The 18751-nt window shown below is 58.3% G+C and carries 15 protein-coding genes; 11 read left to right on the plus strand and 4 right to left on the minus strand.

The genetic code is table 11. The annotated features are described in order from the left end of the window. The first annotated feature begins 249 nt into the window (after positions 1 to 249). From AR456_RS14380 to AR456_RS14395, 4 genes are read left to right on the plus strand one after another with little or no spacing between them, the layout of a single operon-like run. Positions 250 to 858 (plus strand): CDP-alcohol phosphatidyltransferase family protein, encoded by a 609-nt coding sequence (locus tag AR456_RS14380; RefSeq protein ID WP_021818663.1) that lies wholly within the window; start codon positions 250 to 252, stop codon positions 856 to 858. Then, a complete protein-coding gene (locus tag AR456_RS14385; protein ID WP_021818662.1) occupies positions 855 to 2606 on the plus strand; it encodes a bifunctional alpha/beta hydrolase/class I SAM-dependent methyltransferase in 1752 nt (583 codons plus the stop codon). Before AR456_RS14380 ends, AR456_RS14385 begins: the two co-directional genes overlap by 4 nt. A 2-nt stretch (positions 2607 to 2608) precedes the next feature. After that, positions 2609 to 3943 (plus strand): dual specificity protein phosphatase family protein, encoded by a 1335-nt coding sequence (locus tag AR456_RS14390; RefSeq protein WP_021818661.1) that lies wholly within the window; start codon positions 2609 to 2611, stop codon positions 3941 to 3943. Continuing rightward, positions 3940 to 4353 (plus strand): hypothetical protein, encoded by a 414-nt coding sequence (locus AR456_RS14395; protein WP_021818660.1) that lies wholly within the window; start codon positions 3940 to 3942, stop codon positions 4351 to 4353. The genes AR456_RS14390 and AR456_RS14395 overlap by 4 nt, the downstream gene beginning before the upstream one ends. Before the next feature lie 26 nt (positions 4354 to 4379). Here the strand turns inward: AR456_RS14395 and AR456_RS14400 are convergent, their stop codons facing one another. After that, the gene (locus tag AR456_RS14400; RefSeq protein WP_021818659.1) at positions 4380 to 4721 is read right to left on the minus strand and encodes a YbjQ family protein; all 342 of its coding nucleotides are present in this window, start codon (positions 4719 to 4721) and stop codon (positions 4380 to 4382) included. 430 nt (positions 4722 to 5151) lie between these two features. On the opposite strand from AR456_RS14400, the gene AR456_RS14405 reads away from it, so the two are divergent. The 7 genes from AR456_RS14405 (at position 5152) to nhaC (ending at position 13896) form a co-directional block, all read left to right on the plus strand. After that, positions 5152 to 6372, plus strand: coding sequence for a saccharopine dehydrogenase family protein (locus AR456_RS14405; protein ID WP_021818658.1), 1221 nt, complete (start codon positions 5152 to 5154; stop codon positions 6370 to 6372). A gap of 48 nt (positions 6373 to 6420) precedes the next feature. After that, positions 6421 to 7620 (plus strand): carboxynorspermidine decarboxylase, encoded by a 1200-nt coding sequence (nspC, locus tag AR456_RS14410; RefSeq protein ID WP_031207589.1) that lies wholly within the window; start codon positions 6421 to 6423, stop codon positions 7618 to 7620. A gap of 357 nt (positions 7621 to 7977) precedes the next feature. Next, positions 7978 to 8913, plus strand: a complete 936-nt coding sequence (locus tag AR456_RS14415) for a 4-hydroxyproline epimerase (protein ID WP_021818656.1) — start codon at positions 7978 to 7980, stop codon at positions 8911 to 8913. A gap of 94 nt (positions 8914 to 9007) precedes the next feature. Beyond that, entirely contained in the window at positions 9008 to 9949 is a 942-nt protein-coding gene (locus AR456_RS14420) for a dihydrodipicolinate synthase family protein (RefSeq protein WP_021818655.1), read from the plus strand. Positions 9950 to 10223: 274 nt separating this feature from the next. After that, a complete protein-coding gene (locus AR456_RS14425) occupies positions 10224 to 10889 on the plus strand; it encodes a GntR family transcriptional regulator (RefSeq protein WP_021818654.1) in 666 nt (221 codons plus the stop codon). Positions 10890 to 11117: 228 nt separating this feature from the next. Continuing rightward, positions 11118 to 12413 (plus strand): NAD(P)/FAD-dependent oxidoreductase, encoded by a 1296-nt coding sequence (locus tag AR456_RS14430; protein ID WP_021818653.1) that lies wholly within the window; start codon positions 11118 to 11120, stop codon positions 12411 to 12413. 40 nt (positions 12414 to 12453) lie between these two features. Beyond that, positions 12454 to 13896 carry a Na+/H+ antiporter NhaC gene (gene nhaC, locus AR456_RS14435; RefSeq protein ID WP_021818652.1) on the plus strand — a complete coding sequence of 481 codons (1443 nt, stop codon included), beginning with the start codon at positions 12454 to 12456 and terminating at the stop codon, positions 13894 to 13896. Between the two features lie 158 nt (positions 13897 to 14054). On the opposite strand, the gene AR456_RS14440 is transcribed toward nhaC, so the two are convergent. From AR456_RS14440 to AR456_RS14450, 3 genes are read right to left on the minus strand one after another with little or no spacing between them, the layout of a single operon-like run. Beyond that, positions 14055 to 15254, minus strand: coding sequence for an HlyD family type I secretion periplasmic adaptor subunit (locus AR456_RS14440; protein ID WP_021818651.1), 1200 nt, complete (start codon positions 15252 to 15254; stop codon positions 14055 to 14057). Beyond that, complete coding sequence (locus tag AR456_RS14445; protein ID WP_021818650.1) at positions 15217 to 17427, minus strand: type I secretion system permease/ATPase; 2211 nt, start codon at positions 17425 to 17427, stop codon at positions 15217 to 15219. The genes AR456_RS14440 and AR456_RS14445 overlap by 38 nt, the downstream gene beginning before the upstream one ends. Next, positions 17420 to 18676 (minus strand): TolC family protein, encoded by a 1257-nt coding sequence (locus tag AR456_RS14450; protein WP_021818649.1) that lies wholly within the window; start codon positions 18674 to 18676, stop codon positions 17420 to 17422. The genes AR456_RS14445 and AR456_RS14450 overlap by 8 nt, the downstream gene beginning before the upstream one ends. Positions 18677 to 18751 lie beyond the last annotated feature (75 nt).

An 18751-nucleotide genomic window follows, 5' to 3' on the forward strand; every position in this document is an offset into this window, starting at 1 on the left:
AGAAACCTCCCAATCTGCCGCAATGGGCAATGGCTCCCTTCCGCCACTGCGGATAACCGGCAATACTGGTGGATCAGGAGTCGCCCGCGAGATGGCGGGCCACGTTACTGCTGAACTAGAGTTGCTGCTGAACTAGTGTTGCTGCTGATCCCTACTTCTACTGAACCCTGCTTCTACTGAGCCCTGCTTCTCTGGAACAGGGCTGCTCCCGAGCAAGCAAGCTCACGCACACAACCGACCGGTAATGGAATGCCTTCAATCTACCAACTCAAGCCCGCCTTCCAGGCTCGACTTCGCCCCCTCGTCAAGCGCATCGCCGACGCTGGAATCAGCGCCAACCAGATAACGCTGGCGGCCATGTTGTTGTCACTGGTAGCGGGACTGCTGCTGGTGATCTGGCCGAACGACCAGTGGCCGTTGTGGCTGGTGCCGGTGGTGCTGTTTGTGCGCATGGCGCTGAATGCCATCGACGGCATGCTGGCTCGCGAACATGATATGCAGAGCCGACTGGGCGCGATCCTCAATGAACTCGGCGATGTGTTCTCCGACGCGGCACTCTACCTACCCTTCGCACTGCTGGCTCCGCTGTCTCCCATGGCGGTAGTGCTGGTGGTACTGCTCGCCACCATCAGCGAGATGACCGGCGTGCTCAGTCAGGCGCTGGGTGGCACGCGCCGCTACGATGGCCCGATGGGCAAGAGCGATCGCGCGGTGCTGTTCGGCGCGCTGGCGTTGTGGGTAGCGCTGGGAGGGCAGCCAACCTGGTTGATGAATGCTGCACTGGCCGTTGCCTGCGTGCTGCTGGCATGGACGATCATCAACCGCGCCATAGGCGCGCTCAGGGAGGAAGCCGAATGAGGCCGCAGCAACAGCAACACTTCACTACCTTTGATGGCGTCGAGCTGTTCTACCGTTACTGGCCAGCGGTAACGGAAACTCCACGCGGTGCCGTGGTAATGTTCCATCGCGGCCATGAGCACTCGGAGCGAATGGCGCATCTGGTCGATGAGCTGGAGCTGACAGATTTCGCCTTCTTCGCCTGGGATGCGCGCGGACACGGCAACTCACCCGGTGAGCGAGGCTACAGCCCGGGGCTGGATGCCTCGGTACGCGATGTCGATGATTTCATCCGCCATATCCAGACCATCCACGGTATTGCCGTCACCGATATCGCCGTGCTCGCACAGAGTGTCGGTGCGGTATTGGTCAGCACCTGGCTGCATGACTACGCTCCTACCATTCGTTGTCAGGTGCTCGCCTCGCCCGCCTTCAAGGTCAAGCTGTATGTGCCCTTCGCCATTCCCGGCCTGAAGCTGCTGCAACGATTGCGTGGCCACTTCTACGTCAACAGCTACGTCAAGGCGAAGCTGCTGACCCACGACCCAGAGCGTGTCGCTTCCTTCGATAACGATCCGCTGGTCTCGCGCGCCATCTCGGTCAAGATCCTCATTCAGCTGTTCGAGGCAGGCAAGCGCGTGGTCACCGATGCCGGGGCGATCACCACACCGACTCAGCTGCTGATCTCCGGCAGTGACTGGGTAGTCCATCACCCACCCCAGCACCGCTTCTACGAGAATCTGTCCAGCCCAATCAAGGAGCGCCACGTACTGGATGGTTTCTTTCACGACACCTTGGGTGAACGGGACCGCGCTCAGGCAACCAGCAGAATCCGTGACTTCATCGAGCGCTGTTTCGCCGTTCCTCAGCAATCACCCAGCCTGCTGAATGCCGATCAGGTCGGATATACCCGTGCCGAAGTCGACCGCCTTGAAACACCTCTACCTGCGCTATCCCTGCGCCGCGCCTGGTGGTCCCTGACCCGTGCAGGTCTGCGTCTGGGTGGCAGGCTATCCGAAGGCGTTCGCCTCGGACACCAGACCGGCTTCGATTCCGGCACCACTCTCGATTACGTGTATCGCAACCAACCACAGGGCCGCGGTGCCATCGGCCGCTGGGTCGACCGCGGCTACCTCGAGTCGATCGGTTGGCAAGGCATCCGTCAGCGCAAGAAGCACATCGAAGAGCTGCTCAACCAGGCGATGACGCGACTCAATGAACAGCATGTGCCGATCCACCTGGTCGATATTGCTGCTGGTCATGGGCGGTATGTCATTGATGCGCTGCAAGCCGCCGAACCGCGACCTCAGTCGGCGCTACTGCGTGATTATGATGTCGAGAACGTCACCGCAGGTCAGGCCATGATTCAGGCCGCGGGACTCGACGATATCGCCCGCTTCGAACAGGGGGATGCCTTCGACCGCGATTCGCTGTCCAGCATCACTCCCGCGCCCAGCCTTGCCATCGTCTCGGGACTCTATGAGCTGTTCACCGACAATGCCTGCGTACGGCGATCTCTGGCGGGGCTTGGCGATGCCGTCGAACCCGGTGGCTATCTGGTCTACACCGGCCAACCCTGGCATCCGCAACTCGAATTCATTGCTCGGGCCCTGACCAGCCATCGCGGTGGCCAGGCATGGGTCATGCGACGCCGCAGCCAGGCGGAACTGGATCAACTGGTGGCTGAGGCCGGGTTCGAAAAGATCGAGCAACGTATCGATGAGTGGGGCATCTTCACGGTCAGCCTGGCACGCAAGGTAGGCCACTGATCATGACCGCTACACATCTCCGGCATGAGCCTCGTCCCTGGCGACGCGCGACGGCATGGCTGGTGGGGTTGGGCATCTTCTTCTATGCCTCCTACGGACTCGCCAACTGGCTGGCGACGCAACGCGCCGATGTGCCGAGTATCGTGTTCGGCTGGGAGCAGCATATTCCCTTTATCGCCTGGACGATTCTGCCCTACTGGTCAGTCAACCTGTTCTACTGCGCTTCACTGTTTGTCTGTGCAACACGCCATGAATTGGCTGTCCACGCCAGACGGTTGCTGACCGCTCAACTGATCGCAGTAAGCTTCTTTATCGTCATGCCGCTGGCATTCAGCTTTGGCCAGCCGCAAGCCTCCGGTTTACCGGGTGTGCTGTTCGATGCCTTGCGCAGCTTTGATCGTCCCTACAACCAGGCCCCATCACTGCATATCGCCTTGCTGGTGATTCTCTGGGCACTCTACAGTGAACACCTTGGCGGTATATGGCGCTGGCTTCTGCATGGCTGGTTTGTATTGGTCGGTCTCTCGGTGCTCACCACCTGGCAACACCATTTCTTCGATATCCCCACCGGCGCCCTACTCGGCCTGCTGTGTTTATGGCTGTGGCCCATGGAAGGCGTTGCTCCGCTCAGCTCATTGCGTATGACCAATGATCGTCGCCGGCTGACGCTATGCGCCTACTACGCGATCGGCGCACTGTTGCTGGTCGTCGTTGCCGGTATTGGCGGCGGAACCTGGCTATGGTTGCTGTATCCGGCATGTTCTCTGGGACTCGTTGCTGCCAACTACCTGGTAATTGGCGCCGTCGGCTTCCAGAAGTACCCTCACGGATATATGTCGGTGGCTGCCAGACTACTACTGTTGCCATACCTGGTGGGTGCCTGGATCAATTCGCGCCTGTGGACGCGCGGTCAGCCCGATGCCAGTGAGATCGTCGATGGCGTGTGGCTGGGACGTTTTCCGACGTCTGCCAGCCTCAACGGCCGCTTCACCCGAGTGATTGATGTGACCGCCGAGCTCCCTGCTCCCGAAACGACAGTCCGCTGGTTCTGCCAACCCATGCTGGACCTGGTCGATGCACCACCAGCGGATGTTGCCGCCGCCGCGGCACAGCTTGATGTGGATAGTCGAGAGGGCCCTGTGCTGGTGGCCTGCGCTCTGGGTTACTCGCGCAGCGCGGGGGTTATTGCGTTGTGGTTATTGCGCTCAGGACGGGCCACTGATATTGACGAAGCGATTGCCATGATCGCAACAAAGCGCCCAGGCATTCGTCTTCACGAACGTCATCGGCGACTCATCGCAGCCGCCATGCACGAAGGTTGCACGGAGGTCGCATGAACGAACTGCAACACACCCAGGCCGGGATCGCCGCGGACTTGCTGGGCCAGGGACGCCTGGTGCGCCATTGCTCTCTACTCGTCAGTGGTGTCGCGTTACTGGGATTGATCATCAGCCCCTTCACTACCGAGACACTGCCTTTCCTGCTGGTCGCCGTCACCATACTGGGTCTGATGCAACTCTATCTGGCCATACGCGTCGACTTCGACCGCGCGCTGTTTGAGCGCCTGGCGCGCGGCCTGCAACCGGAAACCATGGACAGTATCCTCGTTGCGCTGCATTTGATCCCCGGAACCACTGCGCCCCGCAGCCTGACCGGGCGCATTGCCGGCAGCCTGCGACTGTTGAAACTCCAGTGTGTGGTAACCGTGATCCAGTATCTACTGATCATCGTCGCCGTTAGTGTATAGATTCAGCTTCGGCGCGTAGCTCAGCATTACACCTTCTCGACTCTTACCGCGGTACCGGTCGCGACCAGAAACAGCATCGACTTGCCGCCACCGGAGATTTCGCTGTAATCCATATCCACAGCAATCACAGCATTGGCCCCCATCTCGCCCGCCTCACGGCGAAGTTCTTCAAGACAGGAAACCCGCGCATCGCGCAGCGCATTCTGCGATGACTTGTTACGGCCACCGAAGATGTCGCGAATCCCGGCAAACATGTCCTTGAGAATGTTCATACCGAATACGCACTCCGCCGAGACAATATCGATGTGCTCGACAACGCGATAGCCTTCAAGGTGCGACGAGGTGGTGAGAATAAGTGGTGCGGACATCGAGGTGCTCCCGAGTGAATGGCGTGGACACTATCCTTTACTCTGGAAACCCAGCACCATGCAAGCCTTCATGAGCGAGCCCCCATGAGCGAGCCCTGCTGAGCGCCCCCTAATGAATACCAGCCCCCTCGCAGGAGGGACCTTGCATCGCCGCATTCACTGCCCCTCGAATGCCTCTCTACGACACTTATCGCCACGAACCATCGCAAAGTCGTCACAAACCATGGCACACAATGCAAATCCCGGTTAGCATGCGCCCGCTGGAAAAGACGCAGGCTGCGCTAGCGTCTACCCTGAACTACCAGACACAGTGCCATCGGGACCAACTCCCGAGGCCTTTCAGGTCACCGGGATTGCGTATCCACGACTACCGGACTGAAACATCTTGACGGGCATCTCCTGCCCAAGCCAAGACACGGGGGGACTCTTCATGTCGAAAGTGATCATCATTGGTGCCGGCGGTGTCGGCGCGGTCGTAGCTCACAAGTGCGCACAACTGGAGTCGGTGTTTACCGATATTCTGCTGGCCAGCCGCACCGAGTCCAAATGCAAGGCCATCGCTGCCCAGCTGCCGCGGCCTGTTCGCACCGCCCAGGTAGATGCGGACAATGTCGCCGAATTGACCGCGCTGCTGGAGGCTGAACGCCCCGAGCTGGTGATCAACGTTGCCCTGCCGTACCAGGATCTGAGCATCATGGATGCTTGCCTGGCCGCCGGCGTGAACTACCTCGATACCGCCAACTACGAGCCGCTGGATACCGCCAAATTCGAGTACAAGTGGCAGTGGGCCTATCAGGACAGGTTCAAGGAAGCGGGTCTGACTGCGCTGCTGGGCAGTGGCTTCGATCCCGGCGCAACCAACATGTTCACCGCCTATCTCGCCAAGCACTATTTTGACGAGATCGATGAACTCGACATCATTGATGTCAATGGTGGCGATCATGGCTACCCCTTCGCCACCAACTTCAACCCGGAAATCAACATCCGCGAAGTGACGGCCGAGTGCCGCCACTGGGAAGGTGGCGAATTCGTCACTACACCGCCGATGTCGATGATGGCACGCTTCGAGTGCCCGGAAAATGTCGGTAGCTACAACATCTATCGCATGTATCACGAGGAACTGGAGTCGCTGTCCACGCACTTCCCGAGCCTCAAACGTGCGCAGTTCTGGATGAGCTTCGGCGACAGCTACCTCAAGCACCTCGAAGTGCTGGGCAACGTCGGCATGACCGGCATCGAGCCAGTGGAATACAACGGCCAGCAGATCGTGCCGATCCAATTCCTCGCCAAACTGCTACCTGATCCGTCGACCCTCGGCCCGCGCACCAAGGGCAAGACCTGCATCGGCAGCCTCGTTCGCGGCAAGAAGGACGGCAAGGAAAAGCTGATGTATCTGTACAACATCTGCGACCACGAGGCCTGCTACGCCGAGGTTCAGTCTCAGGCCATCTCCTACACCACCGGTGTCCCGGCGATGATCGGCGCCAAAATGATCCTCGAGGGTCACTGGAAGCGTCCAGGGGTGTGGAACATGGAGCAGTGCGACCCGGATCCGTTCATGGCCGACATGAACGAGTATGGACTGCCGTGGAAAGCCGTCGAGCTGGATCCGTCGTTCCGCCTGGATGTCCAGAAAGGCCAGGACCTCTAGGTCGTGGAAACCCATGCTGTAGAAACCCAAGCTGTGGGAACCCAAGCCGTGGAAATCCATCAGTTCAGTGACTTCTCGCGCCTGGATACCAGGCGCGTACCGTCACCCTGTTTCGTGGTCGACGAGGTCGCCGTGGAACGCAATCTGCGTATCCTCGCCGACGTCGCCGAGGCCAGTGGTGCCAAGGTGTTGTCGGCCCTCAAGGCCTTCAGCATGTGGCATTTCGCGCCGCTGGTGACACGTTACCTGAGTGGCACCTGCGCCAGCGGCCTGCACGAGGCGCTGCTGGGCCACCAGTACTATCGTCAAGACGAGCACGGCCAAGCAGGCGGAGAAGTGCACGTCTTCGGTGCCGCCTATAGCGAGGCGGATCTCGCCGAGATTCTGCGCATCGCCGATCATGTGGTGTTCAATAGCTGTGGCCAGTGGCAGCGTGCTCAGCCACTGGTGCGTGCAGCCTTGGCTGAACGTCCGGGATTACGCTTTGGTCTGCGCATCAACCCCGAGCACTCGGAAGGCGACGTGCCGATCTACGATCCCTGTGCGCCAGGCTCTCGGTTGGGCATTCCGCTATCGCAGCTCGATGAAGCCAGCCTCGAGGGCATCTCCGGGCTGCATTTCCATACCCTGTGCGAACAGGACTTCCCTCCCCTTCAGCGCACACTAGCCGCTGTGGAGAAGCGTTTCGGTCATCTGCTCGAGCGTATGGAATGGGTCAACTTCGGCGGTGGCCACCATATCACCCGTCCGGACTATCAGCGCGATGAGTTGGTGGCCTGCATCCGAGATTTCGCAGAGCGCCATCAAGTGCAGGTGTATCTGGAGCCCGGTGAGGCCGTGGCCATCGGCACCGGCGTGCTGGTCTCCTCAGTGCTGGATACCAGCTGGAATGCCATCGACCAGGCGATTCTCGACACCTCGGCGACCTGCCATATGCCGGATATTCTCGAGATGCCATATCGGCCGGGTATCCTCGGTGCCGGTGAGCCGGGGGAGCGGGCGTATACCTATCGCCTCGGCGGCTTGACCTGTCTAGCCGGTGATGTAATCGGCGACTACAGCTTCGATGCACCGCTGCTGTCGGGACAACGCCTGGTGTTTCAGGACATGAGCCACTACACCATGGTCAAGACCACCACCTTCAATGGCACTCGACTGCCCGCAATTGCAGTGTGGAACTCCGAGACAGATGAGTTGAAGGTCATCCGCGAGTTCGGCTACGAGGATTTCCGTCAGCGGCTGTCCTGACCTCAGTTCATCCTGCCCCAGACGGATTGCCCCCTCTTTCCTTTGCGCTCTCCCGGTGCTCACCGGGAGAGCGCGCTTTTTCCTCCTCTCCGTATCTACCATTATCTCCCCCCGCACCTGGGTGGCCTGGACTTTAGTCCAGCCTGCGAGTCATCACTTATTCCCCGTCACTGTCGTCATGCCCTGCCGTAGCGCGTCAGTTGCGCTGTTCCAGCATTGCGTCGCCCATCACGCCTTGTCGATACCGTTCGATGGTGGCTTCACAAAACACTTTGAAGATTGTATAAAATATAAAACTGCTCAAGCAACACCGAAACCCTCTACTGCTGACAACGACAAGATCAACACAGGTGCCTCATGAAACACGTGCATGTCATCGACTCCCATACAGCAGGTGAACCCACTCGAGTGGTCATGGACGGCTTCCCTTCCTTACCGGGGGCGACCATTGCGGAAAAGCGTGATGCACTTCGCGACCAGCACGATAAATGGCGTCGTGCCAGCATGCTGGAACCACGGGGGCACGATGTACTTGTCGGCGCCCTGTATTGCGAGCCGGAAACAGCAGATGCGACCTGTGGTGTCATCTTCTTCAACAACACCGGTTATCTCGGTATGTGTGGCCACGGCACCATCGGTCTCGTCGCGTCCCTGCATCACCTCGGCTTGATGGCGCCCGGCTTACACAAGATCGACACACCTGTAGGTCCTGTCGAAGCGACGCTCCTCGATGACGGTTCAGTCATCGTGCGCAACGTTCTCTCATGGCGTCACCGCAAACAGGTCCCCGTCGAAGTCCCCGGACACGGTGTGGTGTACGGAGACATCGCCTGGGGAGGCAACTGGTTCTTCCTCGTCAGTGAGCATGGTTACTCGCTTGAGCTGGACAACGTCGAAGCGCTGACCGCGTTCACCTGGGCCATTCGCCAGGCACTCGAAGCTCAGTCCATCACCGGCGCTGATGGAGGGCTGATCGACCATATCGAATTGTTTACCGATGACTCGGTGGTAGATAGCCGCAATTTCGTGCTCTGCCCCGGCAAGGCATATGACCGCTCACCGTGCGGCACAGGCACCAGTGCCAAGCTGGCCTGCCTCGCCGCTGATGGGAAGCTGGAGCCCGGCACGTCCTGGACACAGGCCAGCATCACCGGCAGCCAGTTCGAGGGTTACTACGAATGGGAAGGTGATCGCGTGCGCCCTTATATCAAGGGTCGAGCCTTCCTGAGCGCCGAAGCCACGCTGCTGATCGATGAACAGGATCCCTTTGCATGGGGGATCAGCGCATCGTGATACATACCCGGCCATAGCCGCTATGGCGGACAGGCTGAACGACAACGAAGCCACTGACCAACAACGAAACCATTGATCGAAAAGGACCAGATAGATGAACGACTCCATCTTTACAGGTTGTATTCCCGCACTCATGACTCCCTGCACCGCTGACCGCCAACCGGACTTTGACGCTCTGGTCGCCAAGGGGCAGGAGCTCATCGACATCGGCATGAGCGGAGTTGTCTATTGTGGCTCGATGGGAGACTGGCCGCTGCTGACTGAAGCGCAGCGTCAGCAGGGTGTCTCACGACTGGTTGAAGCAGGAATCCCCACCATTGTCGGTACCGGTGCCGTCAATTCCAGAGAAGCGGTATCGCACGCTGCACATGCCGCTGAGGTAGGTGCACATGGATTGATGGTCATTCCCCGCGTGCTGTCACGCGGTACCTCCGTTGCCGCACAGAGAGCTCACTTCTCTGCAATCCTCGATGCTGCCCCCCAGCTCCCTGCGGTGATCTACAACAGTCCCTATTATGGGTTTGCCACTCGTGCAGACCTGTTCTTTGAACTGCGTCGTCAGCATCCCAATCTGATCGGTTTCAAGGAGTTCGGAGGAGCCAGTGACCTGCGATATGCGGCAGAGAACATCACCTCACAGGATGATGACGTCACCTTGATGGTCGGTGTCGATACCACGGTCTTCCACGGCTTCGTCAACTGCGGAGCAACAGGCGCCATTACCGGCATCGGCAACGCTCTGCCGCGTGAAGTTCTGCAGCTGGTTGCCCTCTGCAAGCAAGCAGCACAGGGTAACGTCGAAGCGCGCCGCCTGGCCCTGGAGCTCGAATCTGCTCTGGGAGTACTGTCCTCCTTCGACGAAGGTGCGGACCTGGTTCTCTACTACAAGCACCTCATGGTGCTCAATGGTGATACCGAATACTCGCTGCACTTCAACGAGACTGATGCACTGAGTGACGCACAACGCCGGTACGCCGAAACGCAGTATGAGTTGTTCCGCAATTGGTATGCCCAGTGGTCAGCGGCTCTGAAATGACAACGCAGAATAATGACGGGTAGATCGGCCTGAAATGGTGGTCCATGGGGCCACCATTGACTTCCTCATGCCATTACCGAGACAGGCATGACAATGGAAGGCAAGCTGCGACGCAATCGGATTCTTCATCTCTCATGGTGTTCCCCGATGGAATGAGAGACATGCAAACCAGCAAAGTCAGCATTCCCTGGAGGCCCTGGAAACAAGGCGACATGGACTTTCATGGCAGTTTGTATACAATGTGCAAAAATACTTGCCTGAAGGAATCCGGGTCATGGCCACCTACAAGACACGGGCACAATTTGTCGCCGACGACTTGCGTAGACGTATTCTTGGCGGCGAGTTTCAGGGCGGCACGCAGCTTCGCCAGGATGCCCTGGCCAATGACTATGATGTCAGCCGGATCCCTGTTCGCGAAGCCCTACTGACCCTTGAGTCCGAAGGGCTGGTGGAATTTCACCCGCACCGCGGTGCGTTCACTACTGAACTTTCCGTGCTCAAGATTCGCGAGCTGTTCGAGCTACGTATTCTGCTCGAGACTCACATCCTCCGGCATTCCATCCCCCGCCTGACCGATACGGATCTGAAAAAGGCCGAAGACATTCTCAAGAAGTACGATGAAGCTCTGGACTCCGGAGGTGAAATCGACAACTGGAGTGAGTACAACTTCGCCTTTCATCATGCGCTCTATGCTCCTGCCGAGCTGCCCGAGACGCTTGCCATCATCAGTCAGTTGAACACCAAGTCCGACCGCTATATCCGTATGCAGCTGCTCTATACCCAGGAAATAGAGAAAGCGGAAAAGGAACACCACGGACTTCTCGAACTCGCTCGCAAAGGCGATGTCGACCAAGCCTGTGCATTGCTGAAGACTCACGTTCAGGAAGCCTGCGAAGGTATCGTTGCGGTTCTGGATGAACGCGCGACGATGACAGAGTAGCGCCCGCTGGAGCAAGGCTCTCCCCTTCTCCAGCCTCATCTCTTCGAGGCATGACCAGCCCATCTCGACAGCGGATCTCTTCGTTCTCCCCTCTTCCTTCTACCCTCGGTCTGTACCCCACCTACCTCCAACTTTGGTTGATTTCCATTTGGTTGATATTCATATTGATCCCATCATTGGTGTATCTTATATTTTATACAATCGACAAAACGACACCAAGGAATCAACATGCAAGTGCCTTCCTCGTCAGCCAGCGACGCTGGTACTGATGCCGATATCGCCATCATTGGCGCTGGTGTGGTGGGTGTTGCATGCGCCCTGATGCTCAGCCGACAGGGCTGGCGAGTGTTGGTTCTCGACCGCGAAGCTCCCGGCATGGGCGCGTCCTGGGGCAATGCCGGCCACATGGCGACGGAACAGGTCTTCCCGATTGCCGATGCGTCGATACTCAAGCGCCTTCCCGGGATGCTGATGGACCCAATGGGTCCTCTGCGCCTGGACTGGCGCTACTTTCCCAAGGCTCTCCCCTGGCTTTCACGCCTGCTCTGGAATCTGCGCAAGAACCCATGGCAGAACACCGTCGCAGGCATCCGCGCGCTCAATCAAGCAAGCCTGAGCGCCTGGCAGGAGCTTCTGGCATCCATAGGGCATTCTCATCTTCTCAAGAAGGAAGGTTCCCTGCTGGTCCACGAACGCTCCGATACCCGCCACGACCTTGATGTGCTCCGGGCACGAATGCTCGAGCAGCAGGTCAGTGTGGAACGGTGGCAAGGCGATGCCATTCGTCATACCGCTCCCCAGCTCTCTGAACGTATCAAGGGCGGGCTGTTCTTCCCGGAAACGGCACATGTGGTGAACCCCTGGCAAGTCGTCAACGCAATGGTCGACGCCGCCCGCCACAACGGAGTCCAGTTCACAACAAGTGAAGTGCTGACAGGACAGGTCGACGATCAGGGTGTTTGCCTTCAGACCTCTGAGTCAGGACAGATCCGAGCGCGGAAGGTGTTGGTAGCCTGTGGCGCCCACTCTGCACCTCTCACCACCGCATTGGCCGGTATTCGCGTTCCTCTGGACACGGAGCGCGGCTATCACCTGATGCTCCCGGGTGAACAGCACCGCTTGCCGATAGCCGTTACCTCTCTGGAACGGCGCTTCATCATGACGCCCATGGATGAAGGTCTGCGCCTGGCAGGGACCGTCGAGTTCGCAGGCCTAAAACAGCCTCCCAATATGCAACGCGCATGGCAGTTACATCGCCTCAGTCAGGGGCTGTTCAAGACAGATCTGGACGCCAGTTCAGCGACTGTCTGGATGGGCTTTCGTCCATCGCTGCCTGACTCGCTGCCGATCATCGATTCGGTCAAGAACGGCAAGGTACTGCTGGCATTCGGTCACCACCACCTTGGTCTGACACAGGCAGCGGTGACCGCCGAGATCATTACCCACCTGGCAACCTACGGAGATAGTCCAGCAGCTTCATCGCTCCCCGACCTGCAGCCCTACAAGGCAAGCCGCTTTTCCTGACCCCGAACCCTATTCGGACAACAATTCCAAAGGAGAGATCATGTCACCATCCACCGGTTCCCCAAGACTACCGACCATGGCAGAAGTTGTGGCGATAATGATTGGCTTCATCGCCATCATGTTTGTCAGCATCAATGTCCTTCAACTTCCCATCCAACTGGCACTCTTCGCCTCATGGTTCCTTGTGATGGCGCTAGGCCTGCGTCTGAAGATGTCCTACGAGAGCATGCAGAAAGGGCTGATCGATGGAATCCACAATGGCATGGAAGCGGTACTCGTCCTGACCACGGTCGGTGCGCTGATCGGAACCTGGATTGCCGGCGGGGTCGTTCCCAGCATCATCTACTATGGCCTGACGGTCATGAATCCACAGATATTCCTGTTTGCCGCCTTTGTGATCTGTGCCCTCACTTCTCTTTCAACAGGCACCTCCTTTGGTACTGCGGGAACCGCGGGGGTTGCCATGATGGGAATTGGTCATAGTTTCGGCATCCCACTCCCCCTTGTTGCAGGCGCAGTGATTTCCGGCGCCTATGTCGGCGACAAGATGTCTCCCCTGTCGGATACCACCGTGATGACCGCCTCGCTCTGCAAGGTCAATCTGGTAGACCATATACGTTCAATGATGTGGGTCAGTGCCCCGGCAATTCTCATCGCCTCGATTCTCTTTCTCGTGGCCGGCTTCTTCTACATCAGCGACAGTGTTGATACCTCCCGCACCGTTATCGCCATGGAGGCGCTGCAGAGTCACTTCACCATCACTCCGTGGCTGCTTCTCCCCGCGGTGGTTGTCATCTTCCTGCTGACTCGGCGTTACCCCGCGATACCGGTGATCACCTTTGGCGCCCTGCTGGGAAGTCTCTGTGCATGGTGGGTTCAGGGCGTTGATGCGATCGAATCCATCAATATTGCCTATGTCGGCAATGCCATGCAGTCCGATGTCGAGTTTCTCAATACGCTACTCAACCGTGGCGGCATCGAATCCATGCTGGGTGTAGTGGCCCTGATTCTCTTTGCTCTTGGCCTTGGCGGTTTGATGAAACAGGTGGGAATTCTGCAAGCGATCAGTAACGGCTTTCTGCGTTGGGCCAACAACCCCGGGCGTCTGACAGTGTCCACCATGCTGGGGGGCTTCTTCGGCAATTTCTTCGGTGGCGCCGCTTACGTTTCACTGATCACCGCCAGCACCATTACAGAAAAGAACTATGACGATCAGGGCGTCGACCGTCGAGTTCTGTCCCGCAACGCCGAAGCCGGAGGCACGATTACAACGCCCATGGTGCCGTGGACGGATGGCGGCGTGTTCATGGCCACGACTCTTGGTGTATCAACTCTCACCTACCTGCCCTTTCTCTGGTACCACATGCTGGTAATCGCCATATCCATCTTCTATGGATACGCCAATATCGCCATCTGGAGAGTGAAGTCGCAGGCAGATAACACTCAGAACACCTCAGTCCAGAGTCACGTTCAAGCCTCGTGATGGCCAACCTTGCGTACTGATGAACGATGCCCCGCCATATGCGGGGCATCGTTCATCCATCAGCGTCCAACCAACGACAGCTCTCCTTGCAACAACACCTATCCTTGCGACAAAAACCATCCTTGCAACAACACCTATCCTCCCAACACCGCCTCTCTTCAATACAGCTTGGCTTTTACCAGCGGCTTCAGTAGATAGCTGAGCAGAGTGCGCTTTCCTGTTTGAATATCCACCTGAGCCACCATACCCGGGCGAATATCCAGTCGGTTACCGTGTCTTTCCAGGTGCGCTTCTTCAGTGCGTATCAAGACTTCGTAGTATGACTTCTTGCCCTGCGGGGTTTCCTCTTCAATGGTATCGGCACTGATCTGTTCAACAGTGCCGGCCAAATCCCCATATATGGTGTAGTCATAGGCGGTGATCTTGACACTGGCCGGCATACCGGGAGCGATAAAAGCGACGTCTTCAGGACGAATCCGCGTCTCTATCAACAGTTGGTCCTCCAGCGGCGTGATTTCCATGATCGGCTCACCAGGCTGGATGACACCTCCCCTGGTATTGATCATCACCTCATTGACGCGTCCATTGACGGGAGAGTGAATCTCGGTGCGCTGTAGCTGATCGCTCCTCTGCAGCAACGTCTGCTCCAGAGTGGAAAGTTCAGCCTGTTTGGCAGCCAGCTCGGAGTAGGCATCCTGCACATAGGTATTGCGCATTTCCGCCAGCTTGCCGACCAGAGAGGCCACACTCTGCTGAAGCTTGAGCAGCTCCATCTCACTGACGGAGCGCCTCTGCACCAATGGCTCGAGAATATTGATCTGGCGTTGAGTGACCGCAATTTCATTCTGGATCGAATCCTCGGCCTCGAGCAGACGATTGCGGCGCGCTGCAAACAATGAGCGTCCAGAGCGTGCCAATTCCCCCTCAGGATCAACACTTTCCGGGAACTCGACCTTCTCCTTCTCGAGCACTTCCGCTTCCAGCCTCGCGATTGCTGCCCGCAATACCAGAATCTGGCTAAGCGTCTCACTCCAGGCACTGCGGAAACGCGTATCGTCGAGACGCAACAACGGCTGCCCGGCAATCACTTCCTCGCCGCGCTTTACCAACAGTTGCTGGAGAATCCCACCCTCGAGACTCTGAATGGTCTGCATGCGAGACAATGGCACGACTTTGCCATCCCCCCGTGTCACCTCATCAATCGTGGCCCAGGAAGACCATGCAATGAAGCCGAGAATAATGAGTACGCACAACCACAGCACCGGATGGGACAAGCGATGTGGCCGCGCTGTTGATCGCAACTGCTCAAGGGCCTGCTTTTCAGTTGCCAGGCGTTGCGGTATGGCCTGCATCGACATCGGAGACTCCTTCCTGCTGGTGATGTGCGGAATGACGATGATTCCTCGAACCGCTTGAAGCCGGAACTTCTACACGATTCCCACTGACAACGGAGTTCAATGGGCCATCCATGACACATTTTCCGTCCTGTAGCACAACGGCTCTTGTCACCAGCGACAACAACGATTTCTTGTGGGTGGATACCACCAGTGTGCGTCCCTTCAACCAGGACTCGAGAAAGCCAATGACATGCTGTTCATTGGTCTGATCGTAGGCAGACGTAGGTTCATCCATCAGTACGATACGCGGGTCCTGAAGGATGACTCGTGCAAGCCCTACCGCCTGACGCTGCCCTCCGGAGAGACTGCCGTTACCGGCAATCGGCATATCCAGTCCCAGCGGATGACGGCGCACAAACCTGGCAAGACCAACGCCTTTCAAGGCTTCGAGCAAAGCCTCATCATCATGCGCTCCACCATCCAGTGTGAGGTTGTCTCTCAACGTGCCGTGAAACAGCGCGATATCTTGAGGCAGGTAGCCGATAGCACGACGCCGGTCGACAGGATCTATCTGCCCCAGACGCACGTCATCGAGCATCAGGTCACCGGCATCAGGGTCCACCAGCCCCGCCATCAAGCGCAGCAACGATGACTTGCCTGAACCATTGCCCCCCAACAACGCAACCCGTTCGCCGGCTTCTACCTTCAGGTAGGCCAACGCCAGGGCAGCAGGAGCATCCTCCTGATAGGTCAGCGCGACATTCTCCAGCAGATAGTCGCCCTTGAGGCGTGACTTGCGGACAAACTGGCGACCCGGTGGCCGCTCCACCGGAGCCTCCATCATGCTGTCCAGCCCTTCCATCGCCACCTTGACGTGTTGCCAGCGAGCCAGCAGATTGGCCACCTGCGTCATCGGCGCAACGGTGCGCGAAGTGAGAATGGTACAGGCGATCAATGCCCCCACGGTCAACTCACCGGCAGAGATAAGGTAAACACCAACGATCACCACGCCGACATAGGCCAGTTGCTGTACTGCCGCTGCCGCAAAAGAGAGGCGCGCCGATAGACTGCGCTGCTTCATGCCAGCATCTGCCAGATCTCCGGATAGATCCTCCCAGAGCTTGAGATGACGGCCTTCGGCGTGAGTCGCCTTGACGGTTTCCAGATGCTCGATGGTTTCCAGCAGTACGCCCTGACGAACCGCGCCTTCACGCAGGTTCTGCCGAGATAATCGGGCCAGCCGACCCTGGGCCAACAGGCCCGGCACCACCATCAACACGATGGCGGCGATCGGAACCCAGACCATGGAGCCGCCAATCATGAAGATGACGCCGAGGAACAGCAGTACAAAGGGAATATCGCTGATCGCCCCCACAGTGGCAGACGTCAGGAACTCACGCACCGACTCGAACTCGCGAATCTGACTGCTGAAGGCCCCGGTCGAGCCTGGTTTTGCCGTCAACCGCAGTTGCATCAGCTGAGAGAACAGTCGCGATGACAGCTCGAGGTCAAGTGCCTTCCCCGTGGCGTCCAATAGGTGCGCTCGCAAACTACGCAACAGGAACTCCATCAGTACCGCCAGCGCCACACCACTGGCCAGAATCCACAACGTGGAAAAGGCCTCGTTGGGCACCACACGGTCATAGACCTGCATGGCAAATATTGCCGTGGTGATGGCCAGCATATTGGCCATCAATGCCGCCACCCCAACTTCCGCATAAACCCCGCGGCGCTCCTTGAGAGGTGTCTTGAGCCAGTGGCCCTTCACTTCCCGAGCAAAACTGCCGGCACGCTCATCGGGTTTGAATTGTGGTCGAGCGACGATTACCGCCCCGGTGTGCATCCGCTCGATGTCGGCCAGGGACCAGTTTTCACAGCCGCCAGCGCTTTCCGGCGTCAGTACTGTAAACTGGTCGTCCTCTCGCGAGGCAACAACGACCCAGCGATCATCATTGAACTCTATCAGCACCGGAAACAGTGCCTCGCTCAAGGTTGCCAGTCGACTATCGAGTACACGCGCCTTCATCCCGACGCGTGCCATCGCCCTTGAAGCATGCGACAGAGGCAGGCGCCCCTGCTCTAGCGGCAGGCCATCACCGAGCTCTGCCACGCTACTGCTGTGTTCCTGATGCTCACACAGCAGCACCAACCCCTCACGCAGAGGGTCCTTGTCCGCCATATCTGGCTTATCCATTGACGCCTCCTGCCACCATCCGTGTTATTCCCGGCATCACGGCATCAAGCATGCCCAGCTGCGAAGCAGCACGATATTGCAGTCGATACTGTTGAATCTTCAGATCCACCAACTGACGAGCCGCTTCGAAATGCTCACGTTCGATGCTGAGCAGATCAGCAATATCACGTAACCCAGCATTGAACTGCTCGTGGTAGGTAGAGATCACATTCTCGGCGCTCAGCACCTGTTGCCGCAGACCCTGCTGACGCATGGCTGTCACCTCGCGCTGGTCCAGTAAGCCCGACAAGCTGCGCTCGATATCCATCAAGGTTGCTCGATGCGAATACCGGGAAGCCTCCATGCGCTGTCCGGCAGCCTCGGTCCGACGCCAGTTGGAAAGCCCCTGAATAGGCTCCATGCTGATGCGCAGGGCAATGACCTGGTCATCTTCGACTCGTCCACCGATTTCGCGGCGCAACAACGAGCCTTCCAGATTCAACTGTGGCTTCAGCGCGGCACGTGATTCATCCAGGCGCGCCTGTGCTGCCTCTATACCCGCCTCGGTCTTGTCGAGTGCCGGCGCATCAGCAATGGCATCACTCATTGCCTGTGGGGATTCCAGTGTCGCCAGCAGGTCGCTTCCCGGAACGGGTTCCTGAGTCGTCAATAATTCCTGCTCCAACAACACCGACAACTGACGCTGCGCCTCACGCAAGCTGCCTCGCTCGACCGACAGTTGCTCCCGGGCCCGTGCCAGATCGAGGTTGGCCCGTTCGCTTTCACTACGATCGCTATACCCCCCCATATCTCGATCGCGGGTCATGGTGGCCAATTCATTCAGGCGTTGCAGGTAATCCTCAACCACTGCGACACGCTGTTGCGCAGCGATAACGTCCAGATACAGTTCGATGATATCGAGCGCAACTTCGTCACTGGTCACCTTGAGCGTGGCCAGGCTTTGTTGATGTTCGGCCGATGCGGTACTCACCTGAGAGGCAATACGCCCCCAGTCGTACAACACCTGGGTGGCGGTAACGTCATAACCGATTTCACCGAATATCTGGTTCTCGGGGCCTGCCGACATACTGACCGATGGCCAGTAGCTATCCTTGGCAATATCCACCTCGGTTTCCACGCTACGAGCGTCTGCCTCTGCCGCCATTATCTCGGGGTTGACGGCCAGCCCCTGGCTGACCGCCTCCAACAATGTCATGGCTTGCAAGCTACCGGGCAGCAGTCCCAGCGCGACCACCAATGCGCTGGTCAACCCGCGGGGCCTATTGCTCCTGTATAATTCAGAGTTCCGGAAGCGGAACGAGGGCACGCGTCCTTGCGTGCCCAG

The organism is Halomonas huangheensis (genome assembly GCF_001431725.1).
Lineage (GTDB): Bacteria > Pseudomonadota > Gammaproteobacteria > Pseudomonadales > Halomonadaceae > Halomonas > Halomonas huangheensis.